Annotated in this window: 17 protein-coding genes; 11 read left to right on the top strand and 6 right to left on the bottom strand. The window is 65.7% G+C overall.

Annotated features, from left to right (window positions below; genetic code table 11):
- The first annotated feature begins 56 nt into the window (after positions 1–56).
- From ACIBI6_RS00670 to ACIBI6_RS00710, 9 genes are read left to right on the top strand one after another with little or no spacing between them, the layout of a single operon-like run.
- The gene (locus tag ACIBI6_RS00670) at positions 57–914 is read left to right on the top strand and encodes an MlaE family ABC transporter permease (protein ID WP_396954901.1); all 858 of its coding nucleotides are present in this window, start codon (positions 57–59) and stop codon (positions 912–914) included.
- Positions 914–1,777: an ABC transporter permease gene (locus ACIBI6_RS00675; protein ID WP_396954902.1), complete on the top strand. Its 864-nt coding sequence runs from the start codon at positions 914–916 to the stop codon at positions 1,775–1,777. Before ACIBI6_RS00670 ends, ACIBI6_RS00675 begins: the two co-directional genes overlap by 1 nt.
- Before the next feature lie 4 nt (positions 1,778–1,781).
- Positions 1,782–2,837, top strand: a complete 1,056-nt coding sequence (locus ACIBI6_RS00680) for a hypothetical protein (RefSeq protein WP_396954903.1) — start codon at positions 1,782–1,784, stop codon at positions 2,835–2,837.
- 47 nt (positions 2,838–2,884) lie between these two features.
- Entirely contained in the window at positions 2,885–3,841 is a 957-nt protein-coding gene (locus tag ACIBI6_RS00685; RefSeq protein WP_396954904.1) for an MlaD family protein, read from the top strand.
- Positions 3,829–4,863 (top strand): MlaD family protein, encoded by a 1,035-nt coding sequence (locus ACIBI6_RS00690; RefSeq protein ID WP_396954905.1) that lies wholly within the window; start codon positions 3,829–3,831, stop codon positions 4,861–4,863. The genes ACIBI6_RS00685 and ACIBI6_RS00690 overlap by 13 nt, the downstream gene beginning before the upstream one ends.
- Positions 4,857–5,966 carry an MlaD family protein gene (locus tag ACIBI6_RS00695; RefSeq protein WP_364349684.1) on the top strand — a complete coding sequence of 370 codons (1,110 nt, stop codon included), beginning with the start codon at positions 4,857–4,859 and terminating at the stop codon, positions 5,964–5,966. The genes ACIBI6_RS00690 and ACIBI6_RS00695 overlap by 7 nt, the downstream gene beginning before the upstream one ends.
- The gene (locus ACIBI6_RS00700) at positions 5,963–7,060 is read left to right on the top strand and encodes an MlaD family protein (RefSeq protein WP_396954906.1); all 1,098 of its coding nucleotides are present in this window, start codon (positions 5,963–5,965) and stop codon (positions 7,058–7,060) included. Before ACIBI6_RS00695 ends, ACIBI6_RS00700 begins: the two co-directional genes overlap by 4 nt.
- Positions 7,057–8,013, top strand: coding sequence for an MlaD family protein (locus ACIBI6_RS00705; protein WP_364349690.1), 957 nt, complete (start codon positions 7,057–7,059; stop codon positions 8,011–8,013). The genes ACIBI6_RS00700 and ACIBI6_RS00705 overlap by 4 nt, the downstream gene beginning before the upstream one ends.
- 47 nt (positions 8,014–8,060) lie before the next feature.
- Positions 8,061–8,666, top strand: coding sequence for a hypothetical protein (locus ACIBI6_RS00710; RefSeq protein ID WP_364349693.1), 606 nt, complete (start codon positions 8,061–8,063; stop codon positions 8,664–8,666).
- Positions 8,667–9,024: 358 nt separating this feature from the next.
- On the opposite strand, the gene ACIBI6_RS00715 is transcribed toward ACIBI6_RS00710, so the two are convergent.
- The 3 genes from ACIBI6_RS00715 to ACIBI6_RS00725 all read right to left on the bottom strand — a co-directional run bounded on the left by ACIBI6_RS00715 (position 9,025) and on the right by ACIBI6_RS00725 (position 10,681).
- Positions 9,025–9,177 carry a DUF1059 domain-containing protein gene (locus tag ACIBI6_RS00715; RefSeq protein WP_364350141.1) on the bottom strand — a complete coding sequence of 51 codons (153 nt, stop codon included), beginning with the start codon at positions 9,175–9,177 and terminating at the stop codon, positions 9,025–9,027.
- A 53-nt stretch (positions 9,178–9,230) separates the two neighbouring features.
- Positions 9,231–9,497: a hypothetical protein gene (locus ACIBI6_RS00720; RefSeq protein ID WP_364349696.1), complete on the bottom strand. Its 267-nt coding sequence runs from the start codon at positions 9,495–9,497 to the stop codon at positions 9,231–9,233.
- A gap of 83 nt (positions 9,498–9,580) precedes the next feature.
- Positions 9,581–10,681, bottom strand: coding sequence for a diacylglycerol kinase (locus tag ACIBI6_RS00725; protein ID WP_396954907.1), 1,101 nt, complete (start codon positions 10,679–10,681; stop codon positions 9,581–9,583).
- A 117-nt stretch (positions 10,682–10,798) separates the two neighbouring features.
- Here ACIBI6_RS00725 and ACIBI6_RS00730 point away from each other — a divergent pair, with 117 nt between their 5' ends.
- Positions 10,799–11,539 carry a glucose 1-dehydrogenase gene (locus tag ACIBI6_RS00730; protein WP_364349702.1) on the top strand — a complete coding sequence of 247 codons (741 nt, stop codon included), beginning with the start codon at positions 10,799–10,801 and terminating at the stop codon, positions 11,537–11,539.
- A 282-nt stretch (positions 11,540–11,821) separates the two neighbouring features.
- Positions 11,822–12,499: a class I SAM-dependent methyltransferase gene (locus ACIBI6_RS00735; RefSeq protein WP_396954908.1), complete on the top strand. Its 678-nt coding sequence runs from the start codon at positions 11,822–11,824 to the stop codon at positions 12,497–12,499.
- 48 nt (positions 12,500–12,547) lie between these two features.
- Here the strand turns inward: ACIBI6_RS00735 and ACIBI6_RS00740 are convergent, their stop codons facing one another.
- The 3 genes from ACIBI6_RS00740 to ACIBI6_RS00750 are packed head-to-tail and all read right to left on the bottom strand — an operon-like array spanning position 12,548 to position 15,588.
- Entirely contained in the window at positions 12,548–13,573 is a 1,026-nt protein-coding gene (locus tag ACIBI6_RS00740; RefSeq protein WP_396954909.1) for a prenyltransferase, read from the bottom strand.
- Positions 13,560–14,291, bottom strand: coding sequence for a class I SAM-dependent methyltransferase (locus ACIBI6_RS00745; protein WP_396954910.1), 732 nt, complete (start codon positions 14,289–14,291; stop codon positions 13,560–13,562). Before ACIBI6_RS00745 ends, ACIBI6_RS00740 begins: the two co-directional genes overlap by 14 nt.
- Before the next feature lie 40 nt (positions 14,292–14,331).
- Positions 14,332–15,588 (bottom strand): glycosyltransferase family 4 protein, encoded by a 1,257-nt coding sequence (locus ACIBI6_RS00750; protein WP_396954911.1) that lies wholly within the window; start codon positions 15,586–15,588, stop codon positions 14,332–14,334.
- Positions 15,589–15,618 lie beyond the last annotated feature (30 nt).

Here is a 15,618-nt window from a genome sequence, read left to right on the forward strand (position 1 = left end):
CCCGACGTCCAGTTCACACCCTCGCGGGGGATTGCTCGGCCGGACAAGGAGGTTCGATGTCGGCGGCAGATCTGTCCTTTCGAGCGGATGTCGATGAGATGACGGCGGGGGGAGTTCTCCGTCGGAATTTCGCCGATACCGTCCTGTCGAGCCTGGCCACGCTCGGTCGCGCATTGCGCATCGGCGTCGGTGCGGTCCGCATCGGAGTGGCAGACGCGGTGCGCCTGCGCTTCCAGGTGCACGAAACCCTCACGCAGGCATGGTTTTTGATCAGGGTCACCGCGTTGCCGAGCGTGCTGATGGCGATTCCGTTCGGGGTCATCGTTTCCGCGCAGGTCGGCAATATCGTGTCTCAGCTCGGCGCCGACTCGATGATCGGAGCGGCCGGTGGGCTCGGGGTGATCAAGCAGGGGGCTCCGATGGCCACCGCGATGCTGCTCGGTGGTGCGGGCGCTGCCGCTATCGCGGCCGACCTCGGGGCGCGGACCATTCGCGAGGAGGTCGACGCCATGCGTGTCATGGGGGTGGATCCGATACAGCGCTTGGTTGTTCCTCGCATCGTGGCGATGATGCTGGTCGCTCCGCTGCTCAATATCCTGATCATCTTCATCGGAATCACGTCGGGCTTTGTTGTCGCGGTATCCGCGCTCGGCGTCACGCCGGGCAGCTACTGGCAGTCGTTCGGTTCCTTCACAACGCCCCTCGATATCTGGGTTTCGCTGGTCAAGGCGTTGATCTTCGGTTTCCTGGTGGTGGTCATCGCGTGCCAGCGGGGTCTGGAGGCCAAGGGGGGACCGCGTGGTGTCGCGGACGGCGTCAACGCCGCGGTGGTGATGTCCGTTGCGGCGGTCGCCGTGCTCAACACCGCGATCACTCAGGTGGTCACCATGTTCTTCCCGGTAAGGATGGCGTGATGACGCCGACCCCGTACTTCCCCGCCGGGCTGCGGTGGGTGGGCTGGTTGCAGCGCCGGGTTGATCCGCTGCGCCCGGTCGAGTCGATCGGGTTCGTGATCGGATTCGGCTGGCAGGTGCTGTCGTCGCTGCCCTACACGCTGGTGCACTACCGGCGCCAGACGGTTGCGGTCATCACGGATATGACATGGGGGCGCGGCTCGGTCATCATCGGTGGCGGGGTGGTCCCCCTCATGCTGTTGCTGGGCGCCGCGATGGGCGCGTCCATCGGTATCGAGGCATTCAGCGCCCTGAATCTGTTGTCGCTCGGTCAGCTCAGTGGTCTCATCTCGGCATTCGGCGTCACGCGTGAACTGGCACCGATTGCCGCGGGCGTCGGGTTCGCGGCGCAAGCCGGATGCCGGATGACAGCGGAAATCGGGTCCATGCGGATCTCCGAGGAGATCGACGCACTCGAGTCGCTCGGCATCCGATCGGTGCCGTTCGTGGTGACGACCCGGGTCATCGCCGGAATCGTCGCTGTCGCACCGGCATTCGTCGTCGCGCTGATACTCAGCTATTTCTCGTGCGAATTGATCGTGACCACCATCCACGGCACGCCGTCGGGAACCTACAACCATTATTTCGATCAGTTCGTGGTGGGCTGGGACGTGATCGCCGCGACCATCAAGGTGATGGTGTTCGCGGTCGCTGTCGTGCTGATCCATTGCTACCAGGGGTTTTTCGCCTCAGGTGGGCCCGAGGGGGTCGGCATCGGCTCGGGGCGCGCCATCCGGGCCAGCCTGGTGTCGATCATCGCCCTCGACATGGTCGCCACCATCGTGCTGTGGGGATTCCAGTCTCCCATCTCCTTCACCGGGTGAGGTCATGCCTGCTTATGCTCTGCCCGGAACGGAAGTCGGGCCCCGCCGCGCCCGCATACTCGGTGCCTGCGCCATTCTGCTGACAGTCCTGACCGCCATCGGCTGGCGGGTGTGGCCGGACGTCGAGCCCGCGGACGAGATTCACGTCGCGCTGCTGGTCGGCCGGGTAGGCGAGGGCGTCGGGCCGGGGACGGATGTGCGACTCGACGGCGTGCGCGTCGGAGCGGTCGCCACTATCGACTCCGCCGCGCCCGGTCGACAGCGAATCGAACTGAGCCTGAACGGATCCCAGCTCTTCGGCCTCACCGATGCGGTAACCGTCGACTATGCGCCGGGAAATCTGTTCGGAATCAGTGCCATCGAACTGCACGCCAACCAGGGTGGCGCGGCGCTGGCCAACAGATCGACGGTCGATCTGACCCGCGACACCGATCGGGTCCGGGATGCCACGCTCGCGGCCCTGCTGAAGTCGACGGGCAGGCTCACCGGCGACGTGCTCACGCCTGAACTCGCCGAGTTGCTGAGCAAGGTGTCACGGGACCTCAATGCGTTCACTCCGCTGTTGCAGGCCATCGGCGTGACCGCACGTTCGTTCGCCGAGACCCAGCAGCTGCCGCCGTCTCTGCTGTTCGATCGGTTCGGTTCGGCGCTGGTCGGACTCCCGCCGATGTTGACGGGTGGATTGGCCGTGCTGGAGGCGACCTACACGAACAAGTATCTGGAGTCTCCGGAGCGCCTCGCGCGATTCAGCGAGATGTTCACCAGGGTCCGGACGGACCTGCTGCCGACCGCGACGACCTTGCTCGGTACCTCGCGACAGTACTTTTCCGGGCTGTTGCCCATCGGCACAACGATTCTCGACCAACTGTCCGCGTCGGTGAGCACACCGGACCGGTCCGCGCAGCAGTTGAGCGAACTGCTCGCGCGTGTCGGCGCGGCATTTCACGACACACCTGAGGGGCCGGTGCTCGACGCCGCGGTCGAATTGGATGTGGTGCCCGGCCTGGCCGCACCGCTGTCGGCCATGCTGGCGCAGCGTCCCGCCACGGGGGAGCGCTGATGACCACGCGTTCCCTGCTGCTGCGCGTCGCCGTCGCGATACTCCTGATGGGTGTGGTGCTGGCGGGTGTGTTCCGCTTGGTCGAGCGCCCCGTAAGCGGCGAAACCGATACCTACACAGCGATGTTCACAGACGCGAACGGATTGCGCCTCGGTGATGACGTGCGCCTGTACGGGGTACAGGTCGGCAAGGTGCGAGACGTCAGTCTGGACGGCACGTTCGCGCGGGTACGCTTCACCGTCACCCGCGACCATCCGCTGTTCGCCAGCAGCAAGGTCGCGATCCGATACCAGAACCTCACCGGGTTCCGGTATCTCGAAATCCAGCAGCCCGACCAGCCGGGCGCGCGGCGCGACTCGAAAACGGTCTTCGGCACGTCCGAGACGGTGCCGCCTTTCGACATCACGACCTTGTTCAAGGGCCTGCAACCGGTCCTGGCGCAGCTGTCGCCTGATGATCTCAATCAGTTCGCCACCAGCATGCTGGCGGTCATCCAGGGCGACGGCACCGGGCTGGGGCCGGCGCTGGGCGCCATCGAGAAATTGAGCCGTTACGCCTCCGATCGCCAGGCGGTGCTGTCGACGCTGGTGGGCAATCTCTCCCAGATCTCCGATCACCTCGGCGGCAAGTCCGGCAACGCCATGAAGCTGCTGACGAATCTGACCGATCTGTTCATCACCATCAGCGATCAGTTGCCCGGACTCGTCAGCTTCTCGATCGAGATTCCGCCTGTGCTGCAACCACTTCGGAGCATGCTGACCGTGCTGGGCGTCACCGGTGACCGGGACCGGGATCTGGACGCCGCGCTGAAGCAGGCGTTTCCCGACCCGCAGGAGGCCGTGAACGTCTTCGACCGCCTGCCCGGCCTGATCCAGGAGATGACGGCAGCCGTTCCGCAAACCGGGCCGGGGGCCGAACTCACCTGCTCGCACGGCGCCGCAGCCGCACCCGAGCCCCTTCGAATGCTGATCGCCGGACAGAGGATCGTCCTATGTCACAAGTGACACTCCGGCGGCGATTCGCCGATCGCCGCAGAGAACGCGCCGCGGAACGCTTGCCTGCCAACGATCTTCGGTGGGGGCTCGCAGGGATAGGCGCCGCGGTGTTGCTGATCATCGCCATCGGGACGGTCTACGTGACCGGAACTTCCCCGGAACGAACGTATTCGGCGGACCTGGCGCAGGCCGGAGCCGTCCGGTCCGGTGATGACGTCCGCATCGCCGGGATTCCGGTCGGAAAAGTGAAATCGCTGACCCTGCTGTCGGATCGGGTCCGGATGGAATTCACCGTCGCGAAACAGGCATTCATCGGAGATCAGACCACCCTCGACATCCGCATGCTGACCGTGGTGGGTGGCAACTACGTGGCAGTCGAGTCCGCGGGAACGAAACCGCTAGGGGCTGGGGTGATACCGCAGGAGCGAGTCATGCTCCCGTACAACCTTACTCAGGCGTTCCAGGATGCCGTTCAACCGGTCCAGAAGATCGACGGAGACATGTTGCGGAAGGATCTGGCCGCAGTTGCGCAATCGGTCGGCAACAGCCCGGCTTCCCTTCGCGTAGCCGTACAGGCGGCCGGTGACCTGGTCGGAATGCTGGACAAGCAGAACGCGGACATCTCCCGCACCTTGTCCATCGCCGACGAGTATCTGACGGCACTGAACGAGAACTCCGATGTGCTGGCGAAACTGCTGACGACGCTGGGCACCCTCGAAACGATTGTCCAGAACAATAAGGTGCAGGTCGCCCAGGCCCTGAACGATCTAGCGGCGGTCCTGCACGATCTGACACCGCTGGGACGTGCGTGGGATGAGTCGTTGAAACAGCGAGCCCAGCCGCTCGCTGATGCGATCCCGAAGCTGCAAGAGCTCGGCGGCCGCCTCGGCGCGCTCGTCGATTCTCTGCGCGGCTTGGAACAGCGCCTGCTTCCGCTCATGTCGGCCGGTGGCGGGGTGACCGTCGACCAGGCCGCCGTCACGATCCCGCTGCCGGCGGTATGCGTGCCCGTTCCCGGAGGGGGATGCTGAAAGTGAAGCGAATTCTCGGATCCAGAGGGCTGATGTCGGCCGCCGTGGTCATCACGCTCGTACTGGCCGCCGCGATCGGGCTGAAGCTGAGCAAGCCGAGCCCGCAGATGCGCGGATATTGCGCCGAAATGCCCGACAGTATCGGGCTGTACAAGGGCAGCGCGGTCACGATCATGGGTGTGCCGGTCGGCCGGGTCACCGAGATCCAGCCGGATGGCACCTCGGCCCGTGTGCAATTCACGGTCCGGGCCGACCGCAAGCTTCCGCCGGACGTGGGCGCCGTAACCGTGAGCGATACTTTGGTCGCCGATCGGAAACTGGCTCTCATCGGCGCCGAACCGGCCGGCCCGGGCTGGGAAGCCGACCGATGCATCACCAAAACCCTGACGCCCAAGAGTCTTTCGCAGACTTTCGAGGCGCTGACCGGCCTTGTCGATCGGCTGAACGGCTCCGGAGATCCCGCGCAGCGCACCGCGCTCGCTGACGGGTTGGATGCGCTCGACGACGCTACGGCCGGATCCGGTGACCAGATCAACGGCATCCTCCTGCAGCTGTCCAAGGCGCTCACCGCGCCCGACGCCGCCATCGGCCATATCGGGAAGCTGCTGGACGCACTCGCCGAACTCGCGCATCGGGCCCGCGGGGGATGGCCGCAGGTGCAGACGACCGTGACCGGGCTACCCCAAACCTTCGGAGACATCGTCACCATCGCGTTTCCGCCCATCATCGAACTCGTCGCCGCGCTGGCCGAGCTGCTGCCGCAGGGCAACGACGCCATCATGATGTTCGGGTCACCCGCTTTGCGGGCGCTCGATGCGATCCCCGATCTATCTCACATGATCGCGTCCGGGGTCGGGTCGCTCTCAGAAGTCATTCGGATGGCACCGGCCGTGGCAACCGGATTCGCGACCGCGATCGATCCGGTCTCGGGCAAGCTGACGATAGGTTACCTGCCGCCGAAACTCGCACTCGCCCAACAAGATACCGAACGGATCTGCGCAGCCGTGCAAACCATCACCGGGCAGCAGTGCCAGAGGTCCGACGGCGGTGCGGTGACGGTGCCTGCCCTGTCCGTGCTCCTGGCGGCGGCGAGCGCGCGATGAGAACAGGCCATCGGACACGCCGCATCGGCATGCACGCAATCGCCTGCGTCGCTATGGTTTTCACCGCCACCGGATGCGACTTGCAGCCGGCCGATCTGCCCGTGCCCGGGGCCGGCGTAGGCGGGCCCACCTACCCTCTGCGGATCGAGTTCGGCAATGTGCTCAATCTTCCGCAGGGCGCCAAGGTCATCGCCGACGGTGTCCGGGTGGGGCAGCTGACCCGGGTCACTCTCGTCGACCCGGTCGCCGCCGCCCCCGGTGGAGTCGCGCGCCGGGGATACGCGATCGCCGACATCGTTATTCGGAAGTCGGTGCGACTGCCGGTGGGCACCACGGCGGAACTGCGTCAGGAGACTCCGCTGGGAGATGTGCACATCGCTCTCACCGAACCGGCGAAAGCCGGCTCGGGCGAGTTGGAACCGGGCGCGACGATCCCGCTTTCGGATACCGCACAATCACCGTCGATCGAAGACATCCTGGCCGGACTGTCCACGTTCGTCGGCAGCGGAGCGGTTTCGGATTTCCAGAGCATCGTCCGCAAGATGAACGCGGTGATGCCCAGGGATCCGACCGACACGGCTCGGATCGCCGGCGTACTGGGTTCGGATCTGTCCGATCTGGGCGAACATCTGAACTCGGTCGACGCCCTGCTCGACGGCCTGCAGGCCACGGTGGACGACGGTCTGCAGAAGAACGCGCCGATCTTCGATGACCTGCTCACCCCCTACGGAGTCCAACACACTACCGACGCGGTGAACGCCCAGATCGGTGTCATCTTCGTGCTGACGTCGCTCGGCCCGCTCGCCCCCGCTGCCAAATGGCTCGCTCCCTTGTTGCAATCGCTCGACGGCACCACGCGGGCAGTGGTGCCCATGCTCTTCGGTAGCCACCCGCTCGATACCGGCTCGCCGTCGAACATGAAGCAGCTCGTCGATCTCATTCAAAACAAGATCATTCCATTTGTCGAACGAGGTCCGAAGGTCAACATGGTCGATGTCACGCTCACCCCCGCGGCGGGAGCCGCCACGATGTCTCCCGATGAACAGACCAGCCGCATCGTCGACGCCCTCCGGATGATCGGCGCGGTCAGATGAATCTTCGTGCGACGGTGTCGCTCTCGGCGATCGCCGCGGTACTGGTCCTCGGCGTCGGCTACATGACGGTCGGCGTTCTGCATCTGGACCCCAGGCGGACCTACATCACCGCCGACATGCGAATGGACAACTCGGGTGGGCTCGGTCCGAACGCTCCGGTTCTCTTGGCGGGTATTCAAGTCGGCCGCACTGAGTCGGTGAGCAAACAGGCCACCGGCGTACTCGTGCGGTTGCGAATCGACAACCGCTACCGCATCCCCGTTTCCAGCGACGTCCGCATCGAGCAGTTGTCTGCGCTCGGCGAGCCGTACATCGAGTTCGCGCCGCAGACCGGCTTGGGACCGTATCTCGAGAACGGGCAGGTCATCGCGGCGGATCGAGTCAGGACGCCGACGACGATCACGGCACTGTCCGCCAGGGTGGTCGAACTGCTGAAGCAGATTCATCCCGAGTCCGTCGCGCGCTTGGTCGATACCTTCAACCGTGCACTGGCGGGAACGGATACCGCGATGCAGACATTGCAACGGTCGACCGATCTGCTCGCGGCTGCCCTCCTGAGTCGCAAGGCATCCATCCGCCAGCTGTTCGCCGACGTGCAGGCATTGGGCGGCAACATGGACTGGCTCGGGCCCTCACTCGCCGACGCCGGTCCGAAATTCGGTGCGTTCGGCGTCACGCTGAACCAGATTGTGGAGTCGGGAGCCGCGCTTTCCGAAAGCCGGCCGGTGGCCGACTATTTCACAGGCGACGGCCTCGTCCCGTTTCTCGGCAACCTGACGGCACTGGTGAATAAGATCGGTCCCGGTATCGCCCCGCTGGGACCGGCCTTGGAACCGGTTGTGAAGGATGCGGTGCGCCGAGCGCCCGCCATCGATATCAGTGCGTTGATCGACCAAGCGCTACACGGCGTAGGAGACGACGGCGCAGTGCATTTCCGAGTCGGCGTCAGGTAGCCGGAGTGACTGCCGGACATCGCCGAATCGGCGGAAGGACACTGAACATGAGCACAATCACCGACGAAGACGCCGCCCGAACCGAACCCACAAGCGAATCAAAGGTTTCCGGTGAGCGGGGTAAGCAGCCGCGCACCGTATCGATTCGACTGTCGACGGTACTGGTCACAGCTGCGATCTGCGTTCTAACTACCGCCGCAGTGACATTCGCGGCGCTCTACTGGTCGGCCAGATCCACCATTGCGGACCGCGATGCGAAAGCCGCCGATGACCGGCATGCCGAACAGGTCGCGATGGATTACTCGCTGGGCGCGTCGACGATCGACTATCACGACGTCAAGGGCTGGCTGGGCCGTCTCCAGGCCGGTACGACCCCTCAGCTCTCGGCCAAGTTCGACGCCACGGCCCCGCAGCTCGAGCAGATCCTGCTGCCACTGCAGTGGACATCGAAAGCGTCACCGCTGTCCGCGGGCGTGACTTCCGAGTCCGGCGGGATATACAAGGTCAACGCCTATCTCAATGTGACCTCCAGCAGTGCGCAGACGCCGGACGGGGCCCAGACCACCGTCACGTATTCGCTGACCATCGACCGCAATTCAGGTTGGAAGGTCACCGACGTCGGGGGGCTGCAGAACGCGTTGCCGTCGAAATAGCGGTCGGCGCCGGGTGATTCGTAATGCTGCGCACTCGCAGCCCGGCGCTGCATGTTCGAGTATCTCGGCGGAGGCGAACCACTGCTGGGCGCAGCCACGAGCCAGCTAGGCGACCGCTCGAACATGATGCGGCGATAGCGCCTGCAGCGCCTGTTCGAGTCCGCTCCTGTCGAAGGCGGAAGATTCAGCCAGCGCGGCGGGTTCCCGATTTGGTTCGCTGCGGCTCACCGCGGGATCGCTGGACCACATCAGCAGCATGGACGACGGGCAGGGGTTCGGTGCGGTGACGCGCCACCTGGAACCTCGTACGGTCCCGGTGCCGATGGTGTCCTGCGGTGTGCGCCGTGATCGGTTCGAATCAGTATGCGATGAAGAGGATTTCGTCGCGGGTGTACTCGTGCTCGGGGTGTTTCTCGGCCAGGTGGGCTTGTGTCTTCTCGACAAGGTCGTCCTCGTCCGTGCCGCGGACGTACTCACCGCACGGGCAGCTGAGGCGGGTCTTCTTCATCATCATCCCCTTGTTCGACGTGCTCGGGGTTGTCGTGCAGGTCGACGCCTGGCAGGTCAGCGACGGTCGAGTATGCGCTGCACGAGTTGTTCGGGTGAGCGGTCGCCGCAGGAATCGGCGGCATATCCGGTTGCGGCGTCGAACAGGGCGGCGGTGTAGATCGCCTCCAGGTTCTGGATGATCGCGGGGTCGGCACGCGGCCCCAGCGCGGCCCGGATTCTGCGCTGTATCTCACCCGAATCGCGTAGTCGGTCGAGTATCTCGGCCCGATCTGTCTCGGAGTTGTCGAGCAGCTGACTGGTGGCAGACAATAGTTCGGACATGTGTCCGAATGATAGTCCGGCATGCTGTGCAGCGCAAGGTAATGCCTGGTCGGTTCGGTGATCGCCGGCTGTGGTCGGAGTCGTCATCGGTCGAGTTTCAGGTCGTGCACCGGCGTCGTGAATACGCCGGGTGCGGTCACCAAGGGGAGGTCGAGCATCGTACGGATGCCGGGCGCGGCGGCGACCACGGCGGGAATGGCGTTCACGATGCGTCCCGCTGCCGCCACGATCGCGGCGTGGTTGTGATCGCCCTTGCGGCTGGTTGGGCAGATGTCCACGAAATAGGATGGCTCGCCGGTGATCTCGACACGATACGAGCCGCCCGCCTGTGCGGGTTGCGGCCAATCCGGGCACAAGTCCTCGCGCAGGCGCGTGATGTGCTCGATGACGATCGCCGGGCGATCGCCGACCATGCCGCGCAGTTCGAACCGCAGTGCGGCCAGACCGCCCTCGGGGATGTGTCCGGCGGCGATGTCGAACGCCTCCGCGGCCGGAATCCGTTCGTAGTGTTCGGTGATCGTGTCCACGGTGATGCCGAGCCCGGTGGCGAGCTGCCGTATCGCGGGCCCCCACGCGTAGCTCAGCACGCCGGGCCGCAACAGCATCGGGGTTTCGTCGAGAGGCTTTCCGAAGCCCATGACGTCGAACATGACCGTCACGCCGTCGTAGGTCGCGTAGTCGGCGATTTCCATGCAGCGGACCTGCTCAACGGTCTGGCAGGTACCCGTCAGTGCGAAGGGCAGTAGATCGTTGGCGAATCCGGGATCGACGCCGGTGATGAACAGACTCGAGTCACCTTGCCGTGCAGCCTCTTCAACCGGATCTATGTACTTCTGGGGCAACACTCGCCACGGATATTGCAACAATCCGGGGGCAGAGCCCACGACGTTCACCCCGGCCGTGAGGATCCGCCGGCAATCCTCGATCGCCTCCTGTAGACGGGTGTCTCCCATCGCGCAGTAGACGACGCACTCCGGTTCGGTCGCGAGCAGTGCATCGATGTCGCCGACGGCCGCTATTCCGGTCGTGATGTCGAGACCGGCAAGCTCGCCGGCGTCTCGCCCGACCTTGCCGGGGGTCGACACACATACGCCGGTCAGCTCGTATCGGGGGCTCTCGATGAGGCCGGTAAGGGCAAGGCGGCCGACATTCCCGGTGCCGACGTGGGCGACGCGGATGGGCATGGATTCTCCTCGCGAATTGTGGCTCACGGCCGGTCAACTGGACCTGTTCCGGAGTCCGGTCATATTTCTGGACAGTAGTCTGGATTGTGTTCCAGTTGATATGTTAGCGTGGCCGCCATGGGACGTGTAGACGGCAAAGTTGCACTCATCAGTGGCGGCGCGCGCGGGATGGGCGCCGCACACGCGGAATTGCTGGTGGCCGAAGGGGCCAAGGTTGTCATCGGCGACATCCTGGACGAGGACGGTAAAGCGGTCGCCGAATCACTCGGCGACGCAGCGCGTTACGTCCATCTCGATGTCACCGAGCCGGTGCACTGGGAGTCGGCGGTGAACGAGGCGCTGCATACGTTCGGGAAGCTCGATGTCCTCGTGAACAATGCCGGCATCGTCAACGGCGGTCCGCTGGGGAAGTTCGATCTCGGTAAATGGCGTCAGATCATCGACGTGAACCTGACCGGCACCTTTCTCGGGATGCGAGCCGTCGTGGAACCGATGGTCGCCGCGGGCGGCGGGTCGATCATCAACGTCTCCTCGATCGAAGGATTACGGGGCGCGCCCTGGGCGCACGGCTATGTTGCCTCGAAGTGGGCTGTGCGCGGCTTGGCCAAGTCGGCGGCACTCGAGTTGGCGCCCCACAACATTCGTGTCAACTCGCTGCATCCGGGCCTGATCCGGACACCGATGACGGAGAACATTCCCGATGACCTGGTGACCATTCCGCTGGGCCGGCCCGCGCAGCCCTCGGAGGTCGCCACGTTCGTGCTCTTCCTGGCCAGTGACGAATCCTCGTATGCGACGGGCTCGGAGTTCGTCGTGGACGGCGGTCTCGTCGCAGCGGTGCCACACAAGACCTCTTGAGAGGCCCGCGCGGCATACCTCCTGAGCTCCGGGCGTGGCGGCAGGTCCATCCTGTACCCGGCCCTGGCCGTATCCGCGCCCGGATAGCCGCCAGGCCCTCGTCGAGGCCCCCGCGCGCACCCGCAGAGCGCAGCGGTGAGTCGGCCCGGGCCCGAACCATGATCGAACCGCGTATGGAGGCATCGATGACTTTCGCCGAACCGTGCGAACCCGCTTGCACCGAGAGTCCACACCTCGACGAGTGGATCGCCCGCGGATGGTGATCCGTAGAAAGGTTTTCGCATGACCGAGGCCGATATCGCCACCCGTGCCCGGGACCTGTTCGCTCTCGCCGAGCAGGTCCCCGGATTCATGCCTCCCGAGGAAGGCCGCGCGCTCTACGACGCGGCCCGCGCTTGCGCCGGTGACGGCACCATTCTCGAAATCGGCACCTACTGCGGCAAATCCGCCATCTATCTGGGTGCTGCCGCCTCGGAAAACGGAGCCACCGTCTTCACCGTCGACCACCACAGCGGGTCCGAAGAGCACCAGCCCGGCTGGGAGTATCACGACATCTCGCTGGTGGATCCGCAAACCGGCGTCTTCGACACTGTGACGGCCTTCCGGCGCAGCATCGTGCGCGCCGAACTCGCCGAGACCGTCGTCGCCATCATCGGCTCCTCCTCGGTCGTCGCTCGCATCTGGTGCACACCGCTGCACATGCTGTTCATCGACGGCGGCCACACCGAGGAAGCCGCTCAGCGCGATTACGAGGGCTGGGCCCATTGGGTGGCGATCGGCGGCCTGCTGGCCATTCATGACGTCTTCCCGGACCCGGCCGACGGTGGCCGGGCCCCGTTCAATATCTATCGCCGCGCTCTGGATTCCGGTGAGTTCCAGGAAGTCTCGGTGACCGGTTCGCTGCGGATTCTGCGGCGCGTCGTCGTCCGTGACCAGGGCGTTGCGGACAACGGGCGCTGACCGGACCCACTTCTGTCGGCCATTCGCGCACTGCGCGAGTGGCCGGCGTCAGCGGGGGAGCGCGTCGCGGAAGATCCCGTTGGCGGCCGTGGTGCGCGACAGTGCGTCCGCGGCCAGGATGACCGCGGCGGCGGTCCAGGTGGTGCGCTCCTCGGGCCAGCGTTTGCCGTCGGTGAATACCATTCCGGTCCAATACGATCCGTCCGATTCACGCAGATGCTGCATCTCGGTGAAGAGCGTCGCGGCGGTGGCGGTGTCACCGTCGGCGTCGAGCGCCAATACCAGTTCGCAGGTTTCCGCGCCGGTGACCCACGGGGCATCGGACACACAGCGGATGCCCAGGCCCGGAACAACGAATTCGTCCCAGTGGCGTCGGATGCGGTCGCGGGCCTGGCGGCCGCGGACCGCGCCGCCGAGGATCGGGTAGTACCAGTCCATGGAATAGCGGTTCTTATCCAGAAAAGCTTCCGGGTGGTCGCGCAAGGCGCTACCGAGGCGGCGGCGGGCCGCGGCCCAGTTCGGCCGGGGATCGCCGAGGCGCTCGGCCAGGGTCACCGCACAGCCGAGGCTGTGGAAGATGCTGGAGCAGCCGGTGAGCAGGGCCTCGCCCGAGCTGCCGGATTCGCTTGCGGACCAGTGGATCTCGCCGTGCTCACCCTGCTGCAGGCCCAGTACGAACTCGACCGAGGCGCGGACGGTGGGCCACATCTCGGCGGCGAATCCGGAATCACCGGTGACGGTGAGGAAATGCAGCACACCGGTGGCCAGGTAAGCGCAGAAGTTGGTGTCGGCGTCGTGGTTCTCGATGACGCCCTGCCGGAACTGCATGGGCCAGGAGCCGTCGTCGCGCTGAGTCTTGGCCGACCAGATGTAGGCGTCGCGAGCCTCATCCCACAGTCCGGCGACGGTGAGCGCCATGGCCGACTCGATGTGATCCCATGGGTCGGTGTGCCCACCGGTGAACCATGGCAGGGCGCCGTCGGGTTCCTGTGTGGCCGCGATGGATTCACCGCTGCGCCGGATGTCGGGGCCGGAGAGGACGCCGGGAACGGCGGGCAGCTCAGCGTGCGTCACTGTGCACCGCAGGTTTGGTGAAGTAGAGGGCGACGGATTTGCCGATGAGGGGGTTGAGCATGCGTTCGGCCGTGCGGGTGAGCGCGGGCGCGGACATCATGTCCCCCACTAGCATCCGGTGATAGGCCGTCACCGCCGGATGCGCGTCGTCTGCGACCCCGACCGCGCACTTGAGCCACCAGAATGGGGAGTGCAGGGCGTGCGCGAACTCCCGGTGGATGTGGCGCACGCCCTGCGCGGTGATCTTGTCGCGCAGCTCGTCGGACCGGTAGATGCGGACGTGGCCGCCTTCGTTCGCGTGGTACTCGTCCGAAAGCGCCCAGCAGACGCGTTCGGGCAGCCAGCGGGGGACCGTGACGGCCAGTGCGCCACCTGGTTTGATGACACGCACCAGCTCGGCGATGGCCTGCTCGTCCTGCGGGATGTGCTCGAGGATTTCCGAGGCGATGACCACATCGAATTCGCCGTCACCGTAGGGCAGATCGAGCGCGTCGCCGCGCACGGTCTCGGCCTTCGCGTACTCCGGCACCTCGTCGGCCGCGGCCATGGCCTCGAACATAACGCCGACATCGGCGAGGTCGGTGGCGTTCTGGTCGAAGGCCACGATGTCCGCGCCGCGCCGGTACGCCTCGAATGAGTGCCGCCCGGCCCCGCAGCCGATATCGATCACCCGCACTCCCGGACCTACGCCCAGACGATCGAAATCGACGGTCAGCATGTGACCCTCCTGTCTGCCAGTGATGAGTGTCGAAGATGAATCAACGGTTCGCTCCGGCCGATTCGACTGGCGCGCGGCGGCCGTGCCGCTCGATCGCCTGCTCGTAGACCGTGACGGTCCGTGCGCCGACGGCGGCCCAGCTGAACACCTCCAGTGCGCGCCGCCGTCCCGCATTTCCCATGTGGTGCAGGCGATCCGGATCGCGCAGCAGCTGGCCCAGCGTGTGGGTCAGGTCCATCGCATCGCCGGGCTCGACCAGCTCCGCGCAGGTGCCGGTGACCTCGGGCAGCGCCCCCGCCCTGCTGGCGACCAGGGGCGTGCCACTGGCCATGGCCTCCACGGCCGGCAGCGAGAAACCCTCGTACAGGGACGGAATACAGGCGACCTGCGCCGAGGCGAGCAGCTCGGCGACTTGCTCGTCGCTCAATCCGCTGACAGCGGTGACGATGTCGGCCAGCCCCAGTTCGGCGATGAGCTTCTCGGTCGGCCCGTTGGGCTCCAACTTCGCCACCAGCCGCAGCTCGATGTCATGGGTATGACGCAGCCGGGCAACGGCTTCGAGCAGATGCGCGATGCCCTTGAGCGGCTTGTCCGCGCTGGCTACCGCGACGATGCGGCCCCGCACCCGAGGCGTCTCGCGCGGCCGGAACAGCTCGGTGTCCACGCCCAGCGGGACGGTGTGCAACTGCTGTGGCGACACCCCGAAGTCCTCTGCGATGTCGGTCGCCGACGACGAGGACACCGTGATCAGGTCCGGAATCTGCAGTGCTACCCGCTGCTGCATGCCGAGGAATCCGTACCAGCGCCGCACGAAGGGCTTGCGCCGCCATGGTGCGGCCGCCAGGTCCACCGCCCGGTCGCGGGTGATGGGATGGTGGATTGTCGCCACCACCGGTAGGTGCCGGGTGATGTCGAGCAGCCCGTAGCCGAGGCACTGGTTGTCGTGCACGACATCGAAATCCCGTGTGCGCGACCATAACAGCCGCTCGGCACGCAGACTGAACGTCCTGGGCTCGGGAAATCCGGCGGTCCACATGGTGGCGAGCTCGAGCAGGTCGATCCGGTCGCGGATCTCGCGCGGATGGGGTGTGCGGAAGGGCGCGTCGTCGCGGTACAGGTCCAGGCTGGGCACCTCGGTGAGCCGCACACGCGGATCGAGGTGTTCCGGATAGGGCTGGCCGGAGAAGACCTCGACCTCATGGCCGAGCTCTGCCAGTCCCTGACTCAAGTATCGGACGTAAACCCCTTGCCCACCACAGTGGGTCTTGCTGCGGTAGGACAGCAGGGCTACGCGCATATGCCCTCCGCCCTCAGCAGTTCGGCACAA

The sequence above is a fragment of the Nocardia sp. NPDC050412 genome, assembly GCF_044458825.1.
Taxonomy (GTDB): Bacteria; Actinomycetota; Actinomycetes; order Mycobacteriales; family Mycobacteriaceae; genus Nocardia.

Bases quoted from the DNA above. Each gene is read 5' to 3' on its own strand.
- ACIBI6_RS00670 (WP_396954901.1), top strand. From the start codon at position 57: ATGTCGGCGGCAGATCTGTCCTTTCGAGCGGATGTCGATGAGATGACG.
- ACIBI6_RS00675 (WP_396954902.1), top strand. From the start codon at position 914: ATGACGCCGACCCCGTACTTCCCCGCCGGGCTGCGGTGGGTGGGCTGG.
- ACIBI6_RS00680 (WP_396954903.1), top strand. From the start codon at position 1,782: ATGCCTGCTTATGCTCTGCCCGGAACGGAAGTCGGGCCCCGCCGCGCC.
- ACIBI6_RS00685 (WP_396954904.1), top strand. From the start codon at position 2,885: ATGGGTGTGGTGCTGGCGGGTGTGTTCCGCTTGGTCGAGCGCCCCGTA.
- ACIBI6_RS00690 (WP_396954905.1), top strand. From the start codon at position 3,829: ATGTCACAAGTGACACTCCGGCGGCGATTCGCCGATCGCCGCAGAGAA.
- ACIBI6_RS00695 (WP_364349684.1), top strand. From the start codon at position 4,857: ATGCTGAAAGTGAAGCGAATTCTCGGATCCAGAGGGCTGATGTCGGCC.
- ACIBI6_RS00700 (WP_396954906.1), top strand. From the start codon at position 5,963: ATGAGAACAGGCCATCGGACACGCCGCATCGGCATGCACGCAATCGCC.
- ACIBI6_RS00705 (WP_364349690.1), top strand. From the start codon at position 7,057: ATGAATCTTCGTGCGACGGTGTCGCTCTCGGCGATCGCCGCGGTACTG.
- ACIBI6_RS00710 (WP_364349693.1), top strand. From the start codon at position 8,061: ATGAGCACAATCACCGACGAAGACGCCGCCCGAACCGAACCCACAAGC.
- ACIBI6_RS00715 (WP_364350141.1), bottom strand. From the start codon at position 9,177: ATGATGAAGAAGACCCGCCTCAGCTGCCCGTGCGGTGAGTACGTCCGC.
- ACIBI6_RS00720 (WP_364349696.1), bottom strand. From the start codon at position 9,497: ATGTCCGAACTATTGTCTGCCACCAGTCAGCTGCTCGACAACTCCGAG.
- ACIBI6_RS00725 (WP_396954907.1), bottom strand. From the start codon at position 10,681: ATGCCCATCCGCGTCGCCCACGTCGGCACCGGGAATGTCGGCCGCCTT.
- ACIBI6_RS00730 (WP_364349702.1), top strand. From the start codon at position 10,799: ATGGGACGTGTAGACGGCAAAGTTGCACTCATCAGTGGCGGCGCGCGC.
- ACIBI6_RS00735 (WP_396954908.1), top strand. From the start codon at position 11,822: ATGACCGAGGCCGATATCGCCACCCGTGCCCGGGACCTGTTCGCTCTC.
- ACIBI6_RS00745 (WP_396954910.1), bottom strand. From the start codon at position 14,291: ATGCTGACCGTCGATTTCGATCGTCTGGGCGTAGGTCCGGGAGTGCGG.
- ACIBI6_RS00750 (WP_396954911.1), bottom strand. From the start codon at position 15,588: ATGCGCGTAGCCCTGCTGTCCTACCGCAGCAAGACCCACTGTGGTGGG.